Here is an 18637-nt window from a genome sequence, read left to right on the forward strand (position 1 = left end):
TGTAGTTCTCCCAGCATCTAGCGGTGTTTATAGGGCTCGTGCCGTTATTTTGTAGATAAACATTGTGAATATCACGAAAAGATTACGTTTCCGCTTGGGTGTTGGGCACCTCTTTAGTACTGTTATGTAATTGAGATTTCCCTGAGGAGTAGTCCTCAGATATTGCGTCACAGTTGAAAACAGCTAGCGAAGCCTGTTTTTGGGCAGTAGCCTCAGCGGAGAATGGCGTGGGGATAGTCCGAAAGTAATTAGAGGAGAACAATGAGCTTTACTACAGTGAGGCGCAACTTTGCCGTGAAGGTTGTGGCCGCCCTTGTCGCTGTTGCGATGGCTTTCGTTGGCTTGATGGTTGTTTCCGCCAAGGATGCAGCCGCAGCGCCGGATGCAAACCGTGATCGTCTGCGTCCGGGATGTGTGTGGGATCCGTATAACTGGTGGGTCCAGTACTGCAAGGTGTACTCGCCATCCATGCAGCGCGAAATTCCGGTTCAGATTCGCGCGGCCGTCGGCGGCGGCAATGCATCGCTCTACATGCTCGACGGCCTCTACGGCTTCAACCCCGGTGCATCCGGCTGGATTTGGTCGGGTCATGTCGCGCAGACCTTCAACCACGACAACATCACCCTCGTCGCACCGGCTGCTGGTGACGGCTCCTTCTACGCCGATTGGTACCGCCCGGCCCAGACCCCTGAAGGTCCGAAGATCCAGAAGTGGGAGACCTTCCTGACCCGGGAGCTGCCGGTTTACCTGCAGCGTGAATTCGGTGTCAGCCCGAACCGCAACGCGATTGCCGGTCTGTCCATGGGTGCTGCGGCAGCTATGTCTCTCGCTGCGCGCCACCGCGACCAGTTCAAGCACGTAACTTCCCTGTCCGGTTACTACCAGACGTCCAACCCGATTGTTGCCACCGGTACCACCGCGATGGTCGCGTCTACTGGTGTCGCCAACCCGTTTGATATGTGGGGTGTGCCGTTCCCGGCATCGCCGGAGCGTCTGGCTCACGATCCGTCGCTGCTTCTCAACCAGCTCCAGGGTCTGCCGATGTACATCTCCTCGGCACAGGGTGTATCCAGCCTGTGGAGTGATCCGTCGGTCCTGAACCGTCCGGTTCCGGAGCTGCCAGATACCGTTTGGCGCTCGGTGATGGAGTCGGTCTCTCGCGCATCGACCCAGATGTTTGAGCAGGATGCTCGCCGAGCTGGCCTGAACGCTCAGTTTGTCTACAGCCCGAACGGCATCCATTCGTGGGAGCTGTGGGGCCGTGACGCAGCGCTGGCTCGCCCGCATATCCTCCGCGCGCTTGGTGTGTAGTTCCTTGAAAAAGCTCTAACTCGGACTAAAAAGACTGTCCCCGTGGGTCGCCCACGGGGACAGTCTTTTTGCCTTTTGGCGCGGAGTGGGGTGGGCGACGGGCCGTCGTAAAGCGGAGGAAAGTCAGAGAAGAGGCGCTAAGAAAGCTGAAATCAGCACCTTTTGCGTGTGTCTCCACGGGTTTTGGCTGCGGAGAGAGTAAAAATAGAAGCCGAACCTTAAAGTAAAGGGTGAAGCTATTTCAGTAGCTGTGCCGTTGCACTTGCGAACAACTGCGAAAAACACGTGGCAGATAGCATGTGGCGAAAGCCGGAAGAGGGGAACTTCCGGAATCGTTGCTCGCCACGGTATGCAGTTAGCGCGATTGTGGGTGGCATGAGCGAAGCTGAGCACTCTTTGCCAATCAATCTTCATTAGCGACTTTGTAAAGGGAAGCCCTCATATGCGCGTAACCGCTAAATTCCTCCGAGGTGGCGTCGGCCAGAACCTGCGGACGTCGCCGGCGCGAGCGTTGACCGCAGTTTTAGCCCTACCGCTGACACTTGCTCTCGGTGCGCCGACCGCAGGGGCAGCCCCTGAGCCAGCACAGCAGAGTCTGCCCAGCTACGAGGAGATCCAGGCCGTTCAGGGCCAGCTACCTCAGGCAGGGAGTGCGGAGAACTTGGAGGAGCTGGCCAAGGCAGCTGAAGCAGCGCAGGCCGCAGGCCAGCAGCTACCTGGGCTGGGAATGCCAAAGCCGATGCCCGGGCCAGAGCGCACACCCTTCAGGGTCGATACCCCGGCAGTGGCGAACCTGCCAAGTGGCGTCAGTGTGGAAAAGGTCGAGTGGTTCACGGACCACCACGTCATTGCCCACATTCGCTCCGCCGTTATGCCAGAAAAGCCGATTCAAGTAGAGATTCTGCTGCCACGTGACTGGTACCGCGACAAGGAACGCACCTTCCCGAGCGTCTACCACCTCGACGGTATGGCATCGTTTGATGACTACTCCGGCTGGATCCGTGCTACCAACATCGAGCGCTTCTACGAGGATAAGAACGTCCTGGTAGTTATGCCGGCCGGCGGTACGTCCTCGTTCTACTCCGACTGGGACCAGCCGGATAACGGCCAGAACTACCAGTGGGAGAGCTTCATTACCAAGGAGCTCGTGCCGGTTATCACCAACGGTTTCCGCGGCAACGACGACCGCGGCATCTTCGGCATTTCCATGGGCGCGACCGGTGCCTACAATGTCGCAGCGCACTCCCCAGAACTGTGGAAGTTCGCCGGTAGCCTCTCCGGTTACCTGGATATGAGCTCGCCGGGCATGCCACAGGCAATCGCCCTGGCGATGAAAAACACTGGCGGCTACGATGCCACCAAGATGTGGGGTCCGCTCGGTTCCCAGCGCTGGAAGGACAATGACCCGAAGCTGAACATCGACAAGCTCAAGGGCATGTCGCTGTACATCTCGGCGGGTAACGGTAACACCGGCGAGTGGGACGTGCCGTCAAAGGTCGACCCGACCAAGCCGGAAAACCCGACCGGTTACGCACTGGAAGTGCTCTCCCGCATGACCAGCGAAACCTTTATCCGTGAGGCTCAAGCCAAGGGCGTCGAACCAGTTGTGAACTTCCGCAATTCGGGCACGCACACCTGGCCGTACTGGCAGTTCGAAGTCAGCCAGGCCTGGCCGACTCTCGCCGACGCGCTACAGCTGCCAGAGTCCGACCGAGGTGCAGTTTGCCGCGTAGGCGGCGCGATTGAAAAGGCTGTCGCCTCACTGCCGGGAATCGGTACCTGCCTGTCGGATGAGTACGGTGCCGCCAAGAACGGCGTCGCCCAGGACTTCACCGGCGGTACCGCCTACTGGCACCCGGATACCGGAGCACACGTGGTCTGGGGGCGCATCGGCTCGCGCTACAACGAGCTCGGTGGCCCATCCTCGCCACTTGGCTACCCGCTGACCAACGAACTGGCCACCCCGGACGGGAAGGGACGATTCGTCCACTTCGAAAAGGGATCCATCTATTGGACTCCGGAAGGCGGAGCTCACGAGGTTCTCGGCGACATCATGAACGTCTGGGGCAAGTCCGGTTTCGAGACCGGCCCGCTGGGCTACCCAATCGCCAACCACCGTGACATCCCAGGAGGTGTAGCTCAGGACTTCCAGGGCGGCACCATCGTCAAGATCGGCGGCGAAGAACCGCGAATCGTCCGCGGCGAAATCGGCCGTATCTACAAGGAACTCGGCGGCGCAGGGTCTGACTTGGGCCTGCCTGTCGACGCCGACGAGCTCAAGCTCACCCGCGGCGCTTTCCAGCGCTTCGAACACGGCGCCATCTACTGGACTCCGGAAACCGGCGCACAGCCGGTGCGGGACAATGACATTACCGACCACTGGGGCAGCACGGGCTACGAAAATGGCCCGTTCGGTTACCCGGTCGGCCCCCTGCAGCCAGTGAAGGCCGGTGGACTGGAGCAGCAGTTCGAAGGTGGCTGGATCCGCCAGCTCAACGGCAAGATCGTCGAGGAGCGCAATACGCCAGAAGCACCAGCCCCGGCCGCCGACAACGGTGACGACAAGTAAGCCAATCAACGTAGGACACTGAATAAGGGATAGCCAAATGTCCATGAACAAGTCCTTCCGCGCAGTGGCTACAACCGCAGCTGTCGCGCTGCTGACCCTCGGAGTGGCCGCTTGTGGCAGTTCCACTGTCGAGTCCTCTGAGGTCACCTCGTCGACGGCTACGAAGACCTCCACGACGTCGTCAAGCACGACGACCTCCGCGCCGAAGTCGAGCGACAAGAAAGCGTCGGAGATTACCGACCCCCAAGCCAAGCGCGTCGACAAAGCTCCCGATGGGCAGATGAAGCTCAGTGAGGCTGACGATTCGTACCTCGAAGCGCTGGAAAAAGCGGGAATCGATGTCGACGGGGTGGAGGATCAGCTCATCGGAACTGGTCGCGCGGCATGCTCGGAAGCGCCGGAGGAGGATCGTCAGGTCATCGCGCTGGCGATTGCCGGGCAGCTGGTCGCACAGGAACGCTCGCAGGACAGCGCCGAGCAAGTGGCGAAGATCATTGCAACCTCCGCTAAAAAGGCGTATTGCTAGCACTCATGCGTAAAGTGCTGACAATTCTGGCGGTCATCGTGTTGGTGGCCGCGATTGGTTTTGGCGTCGTGCAATGGCTTGGCGACGACCAAAGCGCCCCAACCCCACCGCCCCCCGGTGACGAAGGCGGGGTTTTGGCCGAACAACCCGAGTGGTGCCCGGCCGTTGAAGTCATCGCGGTTCCCGGCACCGCGGAATCGCGTGCCGACGACGACCCGATGGCCCCGACCGCGAACCCACACTCGCTGCTCCTAGGCCTCACGAACTCGATTTCGCAGTCCTACGCGGAGGGCGATGTCAAGGTCTGGACCACGCCGTACCCGGCCCAGATTAAGACACATCAGATGCCAGACCAGCTGACCTACGATGATTCGCAGGCAGTTGGGCGCGATGTCACCGCCAAGGAAATGGCTGACCTGCACGGGCAGTGCCCACTGACGGACTTTGTGTTGATGGGCTTCTCGCAGGGCGCGGCCATTGCAGGCGATTTGGCCTCCGACATTGGCAATGGCCATGGTGCGGTTCCCGCCGAGCGCATTGCGGGTGTGGCACTGCTGGGTGATCCTCGACGTGACCCAAACCAGGGTGTTAACCAGGGCGTTCCGCTGGCGGGTGTGGGTGTCGAACTGTCGTTGCACCCACTCGGCGGCATTGTTCAGGCAGTAGTTCCGGGCGCATCGATGCGCGGCCCCCGACCTGGCTTTGGCTCCATTAACGACAAGGTCCAGAACGTCTGCGTGCCGTCGGACTCCTTCTGCGATGTGCCGCCGGCAGTTGCCGACGCAATTGCCCGGGCGCAGGAGATGATTGCCGGCGCGGGTGCGCATGCGACCTACGCCACGAATGATGTGGCAATTCCGGGAACCACTCCGTTGGCCTGGACTGAGGGCTGGACTCGCGAACTGATTGACCAATCGCTGGCGCGGTAGCTGCGGGGCGGTAGCTGCAGGCGCGCTAGTTCCTGAATCCGTGCACCGGCGCCGGGATGTAGCCGCCGCGGGCAATGAATTCGGCATTGCCCTTGGCATTGACATCAATAACAGGCGCATAGCCGAGTAGGCCACCGAAGTTCACCTCATCGCCAGGCTTAGTACCAGGCACCGGAATGAGGCGGGCAGCGGTGGTCTTGTGGTTCATCACACCAATGGCGGCCTCGTCGGCAATCATGCCGGAAATCGTGGTCGCAGGGGTGTCCCCCGGAATCGCAATCATGTCGAAGCCCACCGAGCAGATAGAGGTCATCGCCTCCAACTTGTCCATGCTGATTGACCCCGCACGCACAGCATCAATCATGCCCTTATCCTCAGAGACCGGGATGAACGACCCGGACAGACCACCGACGCGTGAGCAGGCCATCAGGCCACCTTTCTTCACGGCGTCGTTAAGCAGCGCCAACGCGGCAGTGGTGCCGTGCGTACCGACCTGCTCCAACCCCATGTGCTCCAGGATGTGAGCGACAGAATCACCCATCTCGGCCGTCGGCGCGAGCGAGAGATCCACGATGCCAAAGGGCACGCCCAGGCGCTCCGATGCCATCGTGCCGACCAGCTGACCCGTGCGGGTGATCTTGAACGCCGCCTTCTTGATCTCCTCGGCGACTTCGTTGAAGCTGGCGCCCTCCAGATTGCCGAGCGCGCGATCGACCACACCCGGACCCGAAACGCCGACGGACACGACACAATCGGGCTCCCCGACGCCGTGGAACGCGCCGGCCATGAACGGATTGTCACCCACCGCATTGGCGAAAACCACCAGCTTGGCGCAGGCAATCGAGCTGCGGTCGGCGGTCTGCGCCGCGGCTTCCTTCACCACTTCGCCCATGCGGCGCACCGCATCCATGTTGATGCCCGCGCGTGACGACGCAACGTTGACCGAGCTGCACACCAACTCGGTCTCGCTAAGAGCGTGCGGAATGGAGTCGATGAGTCGCTTCTCGCTGGTCGTCGCGCCCTTTTCGACGAGCGCCGAGTAGCCGCCGAGGAAGTTCACGCCCGAATCGCGGGCGGCGCGGTCGAGCGCCTTGGCCACCACGGTGGGGTCGCCTTCGCAACCGGCCGTAATCAGAGCGACAGGAGTGACGGAGATACGCTTATTGACAATCGGAATGCCCAGCTCCGCCTCGATGCCCTCACAGACCTCTACGAGACGAGAGGCCTGCCGAGTCACGCGGTCGTACACCGCCTGCGCGGTGGCTTCCATCTCGGAGCGAGAGCATTCGAGCAGCGAAATACCCATGGTGACCGTCCGGATATCCAGGCGGTACTTCTCGATCATGTCAATAGTGTCGAGGAACTTAGATTGCGCGAAGTTGAAATCCATCCTGGTCGCGCCCTTTAAATCTCGTTGACGGCGTTGAATAGCGCCTCAGACTGGATTCGGATGACAAGCCCCTCCCGCTTGCCGACGGAATCCATGTAACCCTGCAGCGTGCTAATAGGGGTGGCTTTCTCGTTGAATTCCACCCGCAGGATCATGGTGAACCATTTGTCCATGAGGGTCTGGGAAACATCGACGATGTTGACGTCCTGCTCCGCTAGAGCAGTGGTGACGGCGGCGATGATGCCGGTGTGATCCTCGCCGGTGACGGTAATGATGGCAAACATGGCCTCAATTTTAGCCGGTGGGGTGGTGTGCGTGGTGGGGCCTCACTCCCCACTAACGCCACTTCACGACACCTATGGCACCTTGTGCCAGCTGTGGAGGTGGCATGAGGTGACACCGGTGTCGTGAAGTGGGTACGCAGCCATGCTAGGGCGGGAGCCAGCCCTACAGCCTTGCAGCCTTGCAGCCTTGCAGCCCTACAGCCCTACAGCCCTGCAGCCCTAGCGGACGTCGACGAACTCCTTGACAATCCACTTGCGCAGTGCGAGCAGAATCAGGCCCAGGACAACAGAGGCGATGCCCAGGGTGATGAAGAAGGTGTTCTCAGCAGCGGCATCTTCATAGTCGTAGAAGCCGGCCAGCGTACCTGCCAGCGAAGTACCCATAGCAATCGCCATCAGCCAGACAGCCATCATGCGCGATGGGAATGCCGCCGGAGCGACCTTGGTGGCAAGAGCGTTGCCGACCGGGCTCAGCATGAGCTCACCCATGGTGAACAGGAAGAGAATCCAAATAATCGCCCACAGAGGAGTGGAGTTCTCGCCGCCACCAGAGAACGGGATGAAGAAGAACAGCGAGATACCGATGATGATGTTGGCGACACCGAACTTCACTGGGGTGGACCACTGGCGGTCACCAAGCTTGGACCAGGCGGCTGCGAAGACCATCGAGAAGGCGATGATGAAGATCGGGTTGACTGAGTTAATCCAAGCCGGGGACATTTCCCAGCCGAAAATCTCGCGGTCGAGGCGGATATCCGAGTAGATGGCCAGCACCGTGAACTGCTGCTGGAAGATACCGAAGAACAGCACACCCGAGATGAACATCGGGATGAAGCCAACCAGGCGAGTCTTCTCCGATGCCGTCGTAAGTGGCGAGGAGTACATTTGCCACCACAGCACCACAGCGGCAATCAGTGCGATAACAGTGACCACAGTGGAAAGAGCGGTGACCGGAACAATACCGGTGGCAACTAGCGCAACCGAGACAACAGCGATGACCACGGCGATAGCAATCCATGCCGGGTACTGCTTCTTTGGCAGCGGGTTCGGAACGTCATGGCCAGCTTCGGCGATGGTGGACTTGCGCATCAGAATGTACTGAATCAGGCCGGCAGCCATACCGATAGCAGCCAGGCCGAAGCCCCAGTGGAAGCCCTTCATGCCCCAGATCCAGCCGGTGAGCAGTGGGCCGAACAGCGCACCGATGTTGACGCCCATGTAGAAGATGGAGAAGCCCGCATCACGACGCGGGTCGTCCTTGGCATAGAGCTGACCCAGCACAACCTGTGCATTGGTCTTCACGCCACCGGAACCGATTGCGATAGCGACAAGACCAATGGCCAGACCCGTAACGCCGGGAATAATCGCCAGGGAGATGTGGCCAATCATGACCAGGATGGCGGAGTAGAACAGTGTCCGCTCCGAGCCGAGGAGACGGTCAGCGACCAGGGAGGCGAGGAGCGCTGCCATGTAGACAAGACCACCGTAGGCACCGACGATGGATGTCGCGGCACCCTTGTCCAGGCCGAGACCGCCCTGTGTGGTCTCGTAGTACATGTAGAAAGCCAGGATGGCCTGCATGCCGTAGAAGCTGAAGCGCTCCCACATTTCGACGCCGAAGAGGTTGGCAAGGCCCCATGGCTGGCCCATAAATGTACGTTCTTGTGTAGCCCCTGTGGGGTTAGTTGATGTTTGGGCCTCGGCAGTTGGTTGGTTGCCGAGAGCCTCGTCAGAAGAATTGTCCATTCTTCAATTATTGAGGTGCAGGACAGAAATTAAAAACTGGATTTGGGTAAAACCAGATTTAGGCAGAGAACAAACCCGAAGGCGTAGAGACCTAACCCCCAAGACCAAGGGACAAACCCGAAGGCGTAGGGGACGGGCCCGAAGACTTAGTCCAGTGACTTGCGGGCCACCGCGTTCGAGGCTGCGCGCCAACCCAGCAGCAGCAAGGCACTCATGACCGATGCGACCAGGATGAAGGACCAGTGCGGGACCGCCGAATTGCGGGTGGCCCACACAGCCAGGCCGACGACGACAGTACCGAGCCACACAATTGCGCCTGCGCTCACGGCGCGCGGGTTCGGCTCATTCTTAATCAGTGCGGTGCCCAGGAGGACACCGAAGGCGAACGGCCAGAAGGTATCGAGGATATTGATGAACGTAAAAGGATCCTCCGGCGTGTTGTGAGCCAGGCGCGCTAACACGGCGAAAATAAAGATGGCGAGGATGTCAATCAAGAACGTCGATACGCGTATGTTCATGCCCATAGTCTAGCGACCCCTCAGATTGGTGGGGTGACCAGAGGCTAGCCCCAAAAGTGGCGGTTAACGGTTGGTGACCGGCTGACGCTTGGGCTCGTCCTTGTGGTCGAAGCCGAGGGCGTAGATGATCCAGCCCACGATTGCCACCAGCACGAAGGAAACGATGCGGTAGACCAGCACTGACGCAAACGCCTCGGCGCCGGTGGTGCCGCCCGCGATGAGAGCTGCGGTCAAGGCGGCCTCAACAGTGCCGATGCCGCCCGGAGTGGCCTGGATGAAGCCGGCGAGTTTGCCGGTCACAAAGGCCAGCAGCACCTTTGTCGCCGAGATGTCGTCGATGCCAACAGCACGGATAGCGGCGTAGAGACAGACGATTTCCGCCACCCAGTTGATAAAGGACCAGGTGAAGGAAAGGGCCAACGTCTGCACGGGGAGCTTCACGCTGGTGAGCTGTGTGACGGACTCTTCAAGCCGGTCGATATCGGTGTCAGCGGGCTTCTTTCGAATCTTGTTAAAGACATGCAGGCACCACGTGCCGGCCTTGTTGACAAAAGCTGGGTTCTGCGAAAACCGCCACAGCAAAATGGTCGCGAGTAGCACGACGATTGCCATAGCGACGAGCACTGCGGTCGTGCCACCCTGGCCGACGAAGAAGAGACTGCCAAGCCCCAGAAATGCCAGGCCTAAAAATGACAATGCGCCCGAAAAGAGAACAAACCAACTGACCAGGACCGCAGACGCGCCCCACTGCATCATGCGCTTGATCTGCAGCGCTGTGGAAAATGCGGCGCCGCCGGGAACGGTGACCGCCCACGCATTGGAGGCGAGGGTTAGCGCATTGGTGCTCCGGCGGGTGGCTGCTTTGACGCCTCCGGCCCGCAGCAGCAGTCGCATCACTTCCGCCATGGCGTAGAGCGAAAAAGCCACAGAGCCAATGGAAAAAAGCAGCCACTTGGTGTCAACATCTGCAAGGATGTGTAGGCCTTGGACGACACTGTCCCAGTTTCTTACCGTCAGGACAACACCGACAATGACGAGGGCTACGAGGATTATCAATCGTAGCCAGCTCGTATTGCCGGTTTTGAGGACATTTTTAAGTCGTGACATAAGTAAGAAGCCTGTTCGGTGTCCCTTCATCCTAACGGCGATGAAAGCAGTGAGCAGTAGTGCTCAGTGGAGTCCTGGATTAGCGTTTGCTCTCGCCTTAGTCGTCGCTCTTGGTATCGCGCTCCTTGAGCAACGAGGTGAGCGGACGGAACGGCTGCAGCCAGGCACCGCCATCGGGCAGGCGGTCGAGGTCGATACGCGGTAGTGGTTCGCGGAAGACACCCTTGATTTCCTCCAGGTCAACGAACCGAATCGCATCCGAGGCCAGTGCCCAGGAAGCGTGCTCGTGGAAACCGATGACGGTTACCGGAATGCCCTCGGAGGCGAGCTTTTCCAGCAGTTCCTGGAAGTTCTGGCCATCGGCAGACGCAACGACGACACTGCGCAGCACGCCCTCGTCGTAACGCCTTTGGATGTGCGCAATCATGTCCGGATCGACATCGGTGTCCTCCTCGATTTTCGGCTTTGCAAAGACCGCGAAACCAACATTGCGCAGAGCCTCCACCCAGGGGCGGACAATTTCCGCAGAGCCCGGGTTGACGTTGGTGAAGACCGTGGCCTCGGGGAGGACATCGGAGCCGATTTTCTTGGATACGCGCTCGGCTTCGTCGATAAGCCATTTGCCGACGGCGTCGAAGCGTGGACGGTGCGCGGCGGTCGGGCGGGAGCCCAGGATGGCGCCAAGACCCATGTCCAAGTTCGGGGCGTCCCACACGAGCAGCGCGGTGGGGTGCGTTTCAGCGGTGTTGTAGCTGGCGGAGGTGTTCTGTGTGGTGCTCATTTCCTAGGCCTCCTTCTTGCGCCAGATGAACTCGTGAATGTCGTGGTCGAGGTTCAGGCCGCGGGCTTCGAACTTAGTAGTCGGGCGGTCGAGAAGCATGGGGGATTCCGGCCATGGCCAGGCGATGGGTTCCAGCGTCGGTTCTACCTCGCGGAGTTCCTCGATCCACTCGGCGTAGTCCGCATGGTCAGTGGCGGCGTGGAAGATGCCGCCGGGCTTCAGTCGTGAGGAAATCAAGCGCAACGTGCCAGACTGCACAATGCGGCGCTTGTGGTGGCGCGCCTTCGGCCACGGATCCGGGAAGAATAGGCGTACGCCGGCCAGCGATTCTGGCTCAATCATGCGCTGCAGGACCTCAACGCCGTCGCCGCGGACCATGCGAATATTCGACACCTCATTGCGCACGGTGGCGGAAAGCAGTTTTGCCAGGCCAGGGCGGTAGAGCTCAACTGCGATGATGTTGTGGTCCGGTTCCTGCGGGGCCATCGCGACGGTGGAGGTTCCGGTGCCACAGCCAATCTCGACGATGGTCGGGCCCTTACGGCCGAACCATTCCTCCACGTCAATGACCTCATCGGAGAGGACCTTGCCGTAGGTGTCCCAGTTTTCTTCCCAGATTTTTTCCTGGTTAGGGGTCAGCGTGCCCCGGCGGAAGGACAGATTGCCGATGCGCGGGTAGTCAAGACCGTCGTCGAACTGGGTCTTTTCCGGGCGGCCAGCGGGCAACTCGCCCTTCTTCGGCTGGCGTTCTGGTTGCCGTTCAGGGGCCCGTTCTGCCTGCTGCTCCGAACCCTGCTCGGACTGCTGTTCTGCTGGTGCAGATTCCTGCGCCGACAATGGTACAGATTCCTGCGAAACTGCAGGCTGTTCAATATTTTCAGAAAAATCAGAAGTAGTCACGTTTCCTATTGTCCACGACAACGTCGAACTATCCAATCGCCGACTTGCCGAATCCGCGGTCCGTTGTAGTCTGAACGCGAAGCCGCGCTTGTTCGTTTCCTGAAGAAATATGTGAAAGCTGTTTCAAACAGTCCTTTCGTGCAGCGCGGAATCCGGCTTACGGGTCGTACGGGGGTTACGTGGGGTTCGCGCGGAACCGCACGGGGTTTTATGGGAGGGGACTAGGACGAATGGACCTTATTTCCGCAACCGATGTCACGGAAACAATGCAGGTGCCAGGGGAATCCGCTTCGTCGACGTTGCACGCCGCTGTTGTGGATTGGCTGTCTTCACGTCAGCGGGTGCGGTCGGACACTGCGAGTGCGGACGGGGCGGAAGTGCTCGTTGCCACGGCGCTCGAGCGGAGGAAACAACCGCTGACAGTCTGCGCGCGGCTGCGCCGAGGCGTGAGGGAGTCCGCAGTTCGTGAGGCATTCACGCAATGCCACGCAGAGCTGGCTAAAGATTTGCCCGAAACGGTCGCGCTGGTCATCGAACAACAGCCGATACGCCGCTCGCTTGCCGACGAGTATTGCGACATCACCACAAACGAGCCAGCTGAACACACCTTTTTGTTCACCTCGGCGCTGCGAAAAATCATGGACCGTCGTAGCGCACAGAGCAGGCTCCACGATGATGACCGCCTACTCGCAATGCAGCTGACCGAGATTGCAGTGGCTTTTCCCTCTGCACGAGACAGCCTGGAGGAGTTGCTATGGCAGCACCGGAGCTAACCGAGGTAACTGACGTAACTGACGTAACCGAGACGGAGGCGAGTACGGCGGCAGAAGTGTCGGGGCAGGTGAAGTTGCCTGCGGCAGCGCCGGAACCTGCGTCTGTAGCGGGGCCAGCGCCTATGCAGGCACCTCCACAAGTGCCAGAGCAGCCGCCAATCCTTATCACCAAAGCTGGGAACGCAGCGGACCGCGCGGACTTCTCGCAGATTGTTGACACTGCAACTCCGCCCCGTCGTCTGGAGTTTGTGGATAAACGCAGCGCCGTCGTGCTCTATGTCGCCGATAGTGAGGTGCAGCCAACGCGGGAATGCGTCAGCACGGTTGCGGCAATTAGCCAGGCCACCGGCCGTGTTGCCGTCGGGTTGATTGGCAATGGTGAGTATGCCGAAGCTTGGCGTCAAGAAATCGACAGCACAATTCCGATGGGAGCACTGGACGCGAGGATGGCCAGAACCCTTGTTCTCCTTGCTGAGGGCCCGCCGAGAAGCTCAGGGGAAAACTCGAGGGCCCGCCGGGCTCGAAACGCTCGAGCGCAGCTGGCACAGGAGCGATCGCGCGGAGCCGGGGCGGCGGCGCGATTGCAGCGGAAACTGCAGCTTGCCGCTGAAGAGGCAGTGAGGGATGCGCTGCGGGTCGTGGCCGAGGAACCCGCAGGTGACCAAGCTGAACTGCAGAGCCGTGCCGAAGATGCAGCGGCGCAACTTCAACAGCGGTGTAGCGAAGAATTGGGCTTCCGTGTCAACGCCGAGGTCCCCGCTCCAGAGCGTCCAGCTCGTCCCAACTATGTCATGGAAGCTGTGGTGGCGGTGGCATCGCTGGGTGTGGCGTTCGGCGCGGTGCGGATCCTCCACGGGGTGCTGATGTGGGTCGGGGTGCCGATAATCGCGGCGCAGCTGGTCGCACTGGCAGTGGGGCTTTGTGTTGCGGTGGTGGCGGTGGGCGCAACGATTCGTCGTAACGCACGCCAACGCACTGCGCAGTGGCGGGCAAACTATCTTGCCCACCTGCGGCGAAGATGGGCGCAGTCCGTGGAGACTGCGGTGCGGGAATCGCTCGGCGTGCGTGGTCCGGGATGGCGAATAGAACAGCTGGCGGAGTACACCGGAGCATCCGCCAGATAGCTGTGACAACCAGGAGAATTATTAGGAGAAACGGGGAACTGAACGATGGACGAATTTTCTTTATTGCAGTACTTTTCCGAACAGCCTCCGTCCGATGGCGGGTTGGGGAACCAGTCGCTCGGCACGCCGTGCGGGTTGGAGGCAGCGACGCCGATTGATGGGCAGTCGGTGGGCGGCGAGGGCGCTGGGCTGGTCGTGGAGGTCGACGGACAGCTCTATGACCTCGGTGATGACGAGGGGTCAATCACGCTTGCCGACGATTCCGGGTTGTCAATCTATTCGGATTTGGACGGTGACGGCACGGTGGATCACGTTACGACGGTCCGTTTTGACGGCACCTGGGAATCATGGAGCAGTGATGATGTGAAGGCTGTTGACAGGACGGAAGAATCGACGGGGGAAGCTGAGTCATCTGCGGGGAAGTGGGATGCGTACTCATGGGAGCAATCCGCGCGAGGGAATTGGAACTAACGACTTTGGAAACATTGCTCGCGGGGGTATCTGTGTTCTCGTTGCTTACAAATGGGGGTAACTGTTGCCGGCCGATTAATGGTTGTGGATTTGTGTGGTGAGGCTGGCCTCATTTGCTGGTTGTAGCCGTAAATGAACAGGTCGCGATAATGGGGCGGGCGAAAAATTTTGTCGTAAACCCGTGAGAAAACCGCTCGAAAATGGTGGAGCAGGTTGATTGCCGATTTGGGGACCGGCAACTTTCAGTAACCCCCGGTAGTCTTAAATCAAGACGCGAATCAATGAGTCAGGAGAACTGATGTCCGCACCTTCTATTCCTGGTCTCGAGGGCCAGGCCCCGACCGAGAACGCCGAACTGCTGCGCTGGATTGCTGAGGTCGCAGAACTGACCCAGCCAGACAAGGTTGTCTTTGCTGATGGCTCGGAAGAAGAGTGGAACCGCCTTACCCAGGACTTGGTTGATAAGGGAACTCTTATCAAGCTGAATGAGGAAAAGCGCCCGAACTCTTTCCTTGCCCGCTCGAACCCGAAGGACGTTGCTCGTGTGGAGTCCCGCACGTTCATCGCTTCCGAAAAGGAAGAGGACGCTGGTCCGACCAACAACTGGGCGGATCCGGTCGAGCTGAAGAAGGAAATGACCGAGCACTACCGCGGTTCCATGAAGGGCCGCACCATGTTCGTCGTTCCGTTCTGCATGGGCCCGATCACCGACCCGGAGCCGAAGCTGGGTGTTCAGCTGACCGACTCGGAGTACGTGGTTCTCTCCATGCGAATCATGACCCGCATGGGTCAGGAGGCCCTGGACAAGATTGGTCCGGACGGCGACTTCGTCCACGCACTGCACTCTGTTGGTGCTCCGCTGGAGGAGGGCCAGGAGGACGTTGCATGGCCGTGCAACGATGAGAAGTACATCACCCAGTTCCCGGAGACCAAGGAGATTTGGTCCTACGGTTCCGGTTACGGCGGAAACGCCATCCTGGCCAAGAAGTGCTACGCACTGCGTATCGCTTCGGTTATGGGTAAGGAAGAGGGCTGGATGGCTGAGCACATGCTCATCCTGAAGCTCACCAACCCGGAGGGCAAGGCCTACCACATCGCCGCTGCATTCCCGTCCGCTTGTGGTAAGACCAACCTGGCTATGCTGACCCCGACCATCGAGGGCTGGAAGGCCGAGGTCGTCGGTGACGACATCGCATGGCTGAAGTTCGGTGAGGACGGCCGCCTGTACGCCGTCAACCCGGAGAACGGCTTCTTCGGTGTTGCACCGGGCACCAACTACTCCTCCAACCCGAACGCCATGAAGACCATGGAGGCCGGTAACACCCTGTTCACCAACGTCGCACTGACCGACGATGGCGATGTCTGGTGGGAAGGCATGGAAGGCAAGCCGGATCACCTCATTGACTGGAAGGGCAATGACTGGACTCCGGACTCCGACGAGCTGTCCTCGCACCCGAACTCCCGTTACTGCACCCCGATTTCGCAGTGCCCGGTTGCTGCACCGGAGTACGACGATCCCGCTGGTGTCCCGATTGACGCCATCCTGTTCGGTGGCCGTCGCCCGGACACCGTGCCGCTGGTAACCCAGGCTCTGTCCTGGAACCACGCAACCTTCATCGGTGCAACCCTGGCTTCCGGCCAGACCGCTGCTTCCGCTGAGGCTAAGGTTGGCTCCCTGCGCCACGACCCGATGGCAATGCTGCCGTTCATCGGCTACAACGTCGGTGACTACCTGCAGCACTGGGTCGACATGGGCGTCAAGGGCGGCGACAAGATGCCAGAGGTCTTCCTGGTTAACTGGTTCCGCCGTGGTGCGGATGGTCGCTTCCTGTGGCCGGGCTTCGGCGACAACGCCCGCGTCCTTAAGTGGATCATCGACCGCATTGAGGGCCGCGTTGGTGCCAAGGAGACCGTCGTTGGCCACACCGCAAAGGCAGAGGACCTGGACCTGACCGGTCTGGACATCGACTTTGAAGATGTCAAGGAAGCCCTGAAGGCACCGGCTGCTAAGTGGCAGGGTGACCTGCCGGACAACGAGGAGTGGCTGAAGTTCCTCGGCGACCGCGTTCCGCAGGAAGTCTGGGACGAGTTCGAGGCTCTGAAGGCTCGTATCGAGAAGAGCCTGCAGGACTAAGAGTCCGCTAGCTAGCTAGCTTTGCTAGATGCTGAAAGCTAGAACTTGGAACCACCCCCTTGCTGCCCGAAGTGGCTGGCAAGGGGGTGGTTTGCGCAATTTGACGACGAAGGGTGACACGCAATGCAATTGACGCTTTTCTCTGACTTAAGCCTGCGTGTCATCACTTTGATGGCGATGGGGGAGCCGGGGCGAAAGTACACCGCCGCCGAGGTGGCGGAGTCCCTCAATGCGTCTCGCGCGCATGTCTCTAAGGTCGTCTCGAGGCTCGTTGAGCTGGACTTCCTGGATGCGGTGAAGGGCCGCAACGGCGGCATCTATTTGCGCGAGTCGGCTACGGAGAAGTCCGTCGGCAAGCTGTTGCGCACCCTGGAAAATAATGAGGTCGTCGATTGCGTCGGCACTGACTGCCCGCTGCTGCCGACGTGCCTGTTGCGTGGCAAGCTAGCGGTTGCGCAGGAGGCGTTTTTCGCCTCGCTGGATTCGGTGTTGATTGCGGATCTCATTCCGCCAAAATCGGCTAATGGTGCGGATGCCAATCTCCCCGAGGGAGGCAGTCCGACCGAGGAAACCCAGCTCAATATTCGTCCGGTTTAGCTGCAGAGGGCGGAAAGCTGGTCTCGGGCCGGTTTTGCGCTGAGATCGCTAAGAACTGTGCCGTCGAAATTTTCTGGTGAATTTTTCGGTATCGCCATTTGTGCAGTTCAAGACGGGTAAAACTCAACCGCAAAGAGTAGTTATGGACACCATTGGGAAATAATACGCAAACAGAATGCGCAATATGGTGTTATTGTGAAGTCATGCCAAACCTGAATGTTAACAAGAACGGCCTGACTCCAGAGCAGGCTGAAATCGTCACTCAAACCCTGCCCGTCGTCGGTGCCAACATCGAAAAAATTACGCCGAACTTCTACAACCGGATGTTCGCAGCACATCCTGAGCTCATTGCCGATACCTTCAACCGTGGCAACCAGAAGCAGGGTGCTCAGCAGAAGGCACTGGCAGCATCCGTCGCTACCTTCGCAGCTACCCTGGTCGACCCAGACGCTCCTGCCCCGGAAGAACTGCTTTCCCGCATCGGCCACAAGCACATTTCCGTTGGCATCAAGCCAGAACAGTACCCAATCGTGCACAAGCACCTCTTCGATGCCATCGAGGAAATCCTCACCCCAGAGGTCTTTCAGGGAGCTGTCCGCGACGCATGGGATGCCGTCTACCTGGAGATGCAGCGTGTTCTCATCGACTTCGAGAAGGGGCTCTATGACGACCTCGGTGTCGAAGCAGGTGATGTCTTCCGCGCCGCTCACGTCGTCTCTCGTGAAGAGCGCGGTGATGATGTCGCAGTATTCTCCGTCAAGCTTGACGACGAAACCCCAGTTTCCTACCTCCCGGGACAGTACATCTCTGTACGCCAGACCATGCCGGACGGCGCCGGCCAGCTACGTCAATACTCCCTAGTCGGCGGCGAGGAAGGTGTTCTGACTTTCGCAGTCCGGCGTGTCGATGCCTCTGAGAATCTGCCAGCAGGTGAGGTTTCCACACAGCTGTGGGAAAAGGTGCAGCCGGGCGATGCCATTGAAATCTCTCTGCCTGCAGGCGATCTGGTGCTGGACACTAAGTCCGACAATCCGGTGGTACTTATTTCCGCAGGTATTGGCGCCACACCCATGATTGGCATGCTGGATGCCCTGGTGGCAGCCGACTCCAAGCGTGATGTTGTCGTCCTCCACGCGGACCGCGCAGAAACCGCAGATGCTCTGCGAGCAGAGCGTGACAATGCAATCGCCGCGCTCGCCAATGCTCGCCAGCAGGTGTGGTACGAGCCGGAGCTGATGGATTTGACCGATATTGACCTGCCGGAGGGGGCGCAGTACTACCTCTGCGGAGGAAACGGCTTCCTACAGGCCATTCGCCAGCAGCTCGCCGATCGCGGTGTTGCTCGCGATAACGTTCACTTCGAGCTGTTCAGTCCGAACGATTGGCTGCTAGACGCTTAATGCCGCAACCGCGCCGTCGTCATAAAAGCCATCGCCACAAATAAAGCCGAATGACCAGTCGCGATATATGTTCGGGG

17 protein-coding genes are annotated in these 18637 nt (G+C 59.8%); 10 read left to right on the plus strand and 7 right to left on the minus strand.

Annotation, left to right across the window (positions count from 1 at the left end):
* The first annotated feature begins 261 nt into the window (after positions 1–261).
* The 4 genes from Q0U90_RS01690 (at position 262) to Q0U90_RS01705 (ending at position 5335) form a co-directional block, all read left to right on the plus strand.
* Positions 262–1311, plus strand: coding sequence for an alpha/beta hydrolase family protein (locus Q0U90_RS01690; RefSeq protein ID WP_297450720.1), 1050 nt, complete (start codon positions 262–264; stop codon positions 1309–1311).
* Positions 1312–1753: 442 nt separating this feature from the next.
* Entirely contained in the window at positions 1754–3880 is a 2127-nt protein-coding gene (locus tag Q0U90_RS01695) for an alpha/beta hydrolase-fold protein (RefSeq protein WP_297450723.1), read from the plus strand.
* A gap of 37 nt (positions 3881–3917) precedes the next feature.
* Positions 3918–4406 (plus strand): DUF732 domain-containing protein, encoded by a 489-nt coding sequence (locus tag Q0U90_RS01700; protein ID WP_297450725.1) that lies wholly within the window; start codon positions 3918–3920, stop codon positions 4404–4406.
* A 5-nt stretch (positions 4407–4411) separates the two neighbouring features.
* The gene (locus tag Q0U90_RS01705) at positions 4412–5335 is read left to right on the plus strand and encodes a cutinase family protein (RefSeq protein WP_297450728.1); all 924 of its coding nucleotides are present in this window, start codon (positions 4412–4414) and stop codon (positions 5333–5335) included.
* Positions 5336–5360: 25 nt separating this feature from the next.
* Here Q0U90_RS01705 and Q0U90_RS01710 read toward each other — a convergent pair whose 3' ends face one another.
* The 7 genes from Q0U90_RS01710 to trmB form a co-directional block, all read right to left on the minus strand.
* The gene (locus tag Q0U90_RS01710) at positions 5361–6725 is read right to left on the minus strand and encodes a PFL family protein (RefSeq protein ID WP_297450731.1); all 1365 of its coding nucleotides are present in this window, start codon (positions 6723–6725) and stop codon (positions 5361–5363) included.
* 14 nt (positions 6726–6739) lie between these two features.
* The gene (locus tag Q0U90_RS01715) at positions 6740–7009 is read right to left on the minus strand and encodes an ACT domain-containing protein (protein WP_016421638.1); all 270 of its coding nucleotides are present in this window, start codon (positions 7007–7009) and stop codon (positions 6740–6742) included.
* Positions 7010–7228: 219 nt separating this feature from the next.
* Positions 7229–8755 carry a peptide MFS transporter gene (locus tag Q0U90_RS01720; protein WP_297450762.1) on the minus strand — a complete coding sequence of 509 codons (1527 nt, stop codon included), beginning with the start codon at positions 8753–8755 and terminating at the stop codon, positions 7229–7231.
* A gap of 146 nt (positions 8756–8901) precedes the next feature.
* Entirely contained in the window at positions 8902–9273 is a 372-nt protein-coding gene (locus tag Q0U90_RS01725; protein ID WP_297450765.1) for a DUF3054 domain-containing protein, read from the minus strand.
* 63 nt (positions 9274–9336) lie between these two features.
* Positions 9337–10380 carry a YbhN family protein gene (locus tag Q0U90_RS01730; protein WP_297450768.1) on the minus strand — a complete coding sequence of 348 codons (1044 nt, stop codon included), beginning with the start codon at positions 10378–10380 and terminating at the stop codon, positions 9337–9339.
* A gap of 97 nt (positions 10381–10477) precedes the next feature.
* Positions 10478–11161 carry an NYN domain-containing protein gene (locus Q0U90_RS01735; RefSeq protein ID WP_297450770.1) on the minus strand — a complete coding sequence of 228 codons (684 nt, stop codon included), beginning with the start codon at positions 11159–11161 and terminating at the stop codon, positions 10478–10480.
* Between the two features lie 3 nt (positions 11162–11164).
* A complete protein-coding gene (gene trmB, locus Q0U90_RS01740) occupies positions 11165–11887 on the minus strand; it encodes a tRNA (guanosine(46)-N7)-methyltransferase TrmB (RefSeq protein WP_297450898.1) in 723 nt (240 codons plus the stop codon).
* A gap of 404 nt (positions 11888–12291) precedes the next feature.
* Between trmB and Q0U90_RS01745 the strand changes: the two genes are divergently transcribed.
* From Q0U90_RS01745 to Q0U90_RS01770, 6 genes are all read left to right on the plus strand, one after another.
* Complete coding sequence (locus Q0U90_RS01745; protein WP_297450773.1) at positions 12292–12834, plus strand: hypothetical protein; 543 nt, start codon at positions 12292–12294, stop codon at positions 12832–12834.
* Complete coding sequence (locus Q0U90_RS01750) at positions 12816–13958, plus strand: hypothetical protein (RefSeq protein WP_297450776.1); 1143 nt, start codon at positions 12816–12818, stop codon at positions 13956–13958. Before Q0U90_RS01745 ends, Q0U90_RS01750 begins: the two co-directional genes overlap by 19 nt.
* A gap of 45 nt (positions 13959–14003) precedes the next feature.
* Positions 14004–14429 carry a DUF6802 family protein gene (locus Q0U90_RS01755; RefSeq protein ID WP_297450779.1) on the plus strand — a complete coding sequence of 142 codons (426 nt, stop codon included), beginning with the start codon at positions 14004–14006 and terminating at the stop codon, positions 14427–14429.
* A gap of 298 nt (positions 14430–14727) precedes the next feature.
* Positions 14728–16563 carry a phosphoenolpyruvate carboxykinase (GTP) gene (locus Q0U90_RS01760; protein WP_297450782.1) on the plus strand — a complete coding sequence of 612 codons (1836 nt, stop codon included), beginning with the start codon at positions 14728–14730 and terminating at the stop codon, positions 16561–16563.
* A 123-nt stretch (positions 16564–16686) separates the two neighbouring features.
* The gene (locus tag Q0U90_RS01765) at positions 16687–17160 is read left to right on the plus strand and encodes an Rrf2 family transcriptional regulator (RefSeq protein ID WP_297450785.1); all 474 of its coding nucleotides are present in this window, start codon (positions 16687–16689) and stop codon (positions 17158–17160) included.
* A gap of 203 nt (positions 17161–17363) precedes the next feature.
* The gene (locus tag Q0U90_RS01770; protein ID WP_297450788.1) at positions 17364–18560 is read left to right on the plus strand and encodes a globin domain-containing protein; all 1197 of its coding nucleotides are present in this window, start codon (positions 17364–17366) and stop codon (positions 18558–18560) included.
* The last annotated feature ends 77 nt before the right edge of the window (positions 18561–18637 follow it).

This window comes from uncultured Corynebacterium sp., assembly GCF_946998835.1.
Classification (GTDB): Bacteria; Actinomycetota; Actinomycetes; order Mycobacteriales; family Mycobacteriaceae; genus Corynebacterium.

Coding starts and splice junctions, on each gene's coding strand:
- Q0U90_RS01690 (WP_297450720.1), top strand. CDS start 262: ATGAGCTTTACTACAGTGAGGCGCAACTTTGCCGTGAAGGTTGTGGCC.
- Q0U90_RS01695 (WP_297450723.1), top strand. CDS start 1,754: ATGCGCGTAACCGCTAAATTCCTCCGAGGTGGCGTCGGCCAGAACCTG.
- Q0U90_RS01700 (WP_297450725.1), top strand. CDS start 3,918: ATGTCCATGAACAAGTCCTTCCGCGCAGTGGCTACAACCGCAGCTGTC.
- Q0U90_RS01705 (WP_297450728.1), top strand. CDS start 4,412: ATGCGTAAAGTGCTGACAATTCTGGCGGTCATCGTGTTGGTGGCCGCG.
- Q0U90_RS01710 (WP_297450731.1), bottom strand. CDS start 6,725: ATGGATTTCAACTTCGCGCAATCTAAGTTCCTCGACACTATTGACATG.
- Q0U90_RS01715 (WP_016421638.1), bottom strand. CDS start 7,009: ATGTTTGCCATCATTACCGTCACCGGCGAGGATCACACCGGCATCATC.
- Q0U90_RS01720 (WP_297450762.1), bottom strand. CDS start 8,755: ATGGACAATTCTTCTGACGAGGCTCTCGGCAACCAACCAACTGCCGAG.
- Q0U90_RS01725 (WP_297450765.1), bottom strand. CDS start 9,273: ATGAACATACGCGTATCGACGTTCTTGATTGACATCCTCGCCATCTTT.
- Q0U90_RS01730 (WP_297450768.1), bottom strand. CDS start 10,380: ATGTCACGACTTAAAAATGTCCTCAAAACCGGCAATACGAGCTGGCTA.
- Q0U90_RS01735 (WP_297450770.1), bottom strand. CDS start 11,161: ATGAGCACCACACAGAACACCTCCGCCAGCTACAACACCGCTGAAACG.
- Q0U90_RS01745 (WP_297450773.1), top strand. CDS start 12,292: ATGGACCTTATTTCCGCAACCGATGTCACGGAAACAATGCAGGTGCCA.
- Q0U90_RS01750 (WP_297450776.1), top strand. CDS start 12,816: ATGGCAGCACCGGAGCTAACCGAGGTAACTGACGTAACTGACGTAACC.
- Q0U90_RS01755 (WP_297450779.1), top strand. CDS start 14,004: ATGGACGAATTTTCTTTATTGCAGTACTTTTCCGAACAGCCTCCGTCC.
- Q0U90_RS01760 (WP_297450782.1), top strand. CDS start 14,728: ATGTCCGCACCTTCTATTCCTGGTCTCGAGGGCCAGGCCCCGACCGAG.
- Q0U90_RS01765 (WP_297450785.1), top strand. CDS start 16,687: ATGCAATTGACGCTTTTCTCTGACTTAAGCCTGCGTGTCATCACTTTG.
- Q0U90_RS01770 (WP_297450788.1), top strand. CDS start 17,364: ATGCCAAACCTGAATGTTAACAAGAACGGCCTGACTCCAGAGCAGGCT.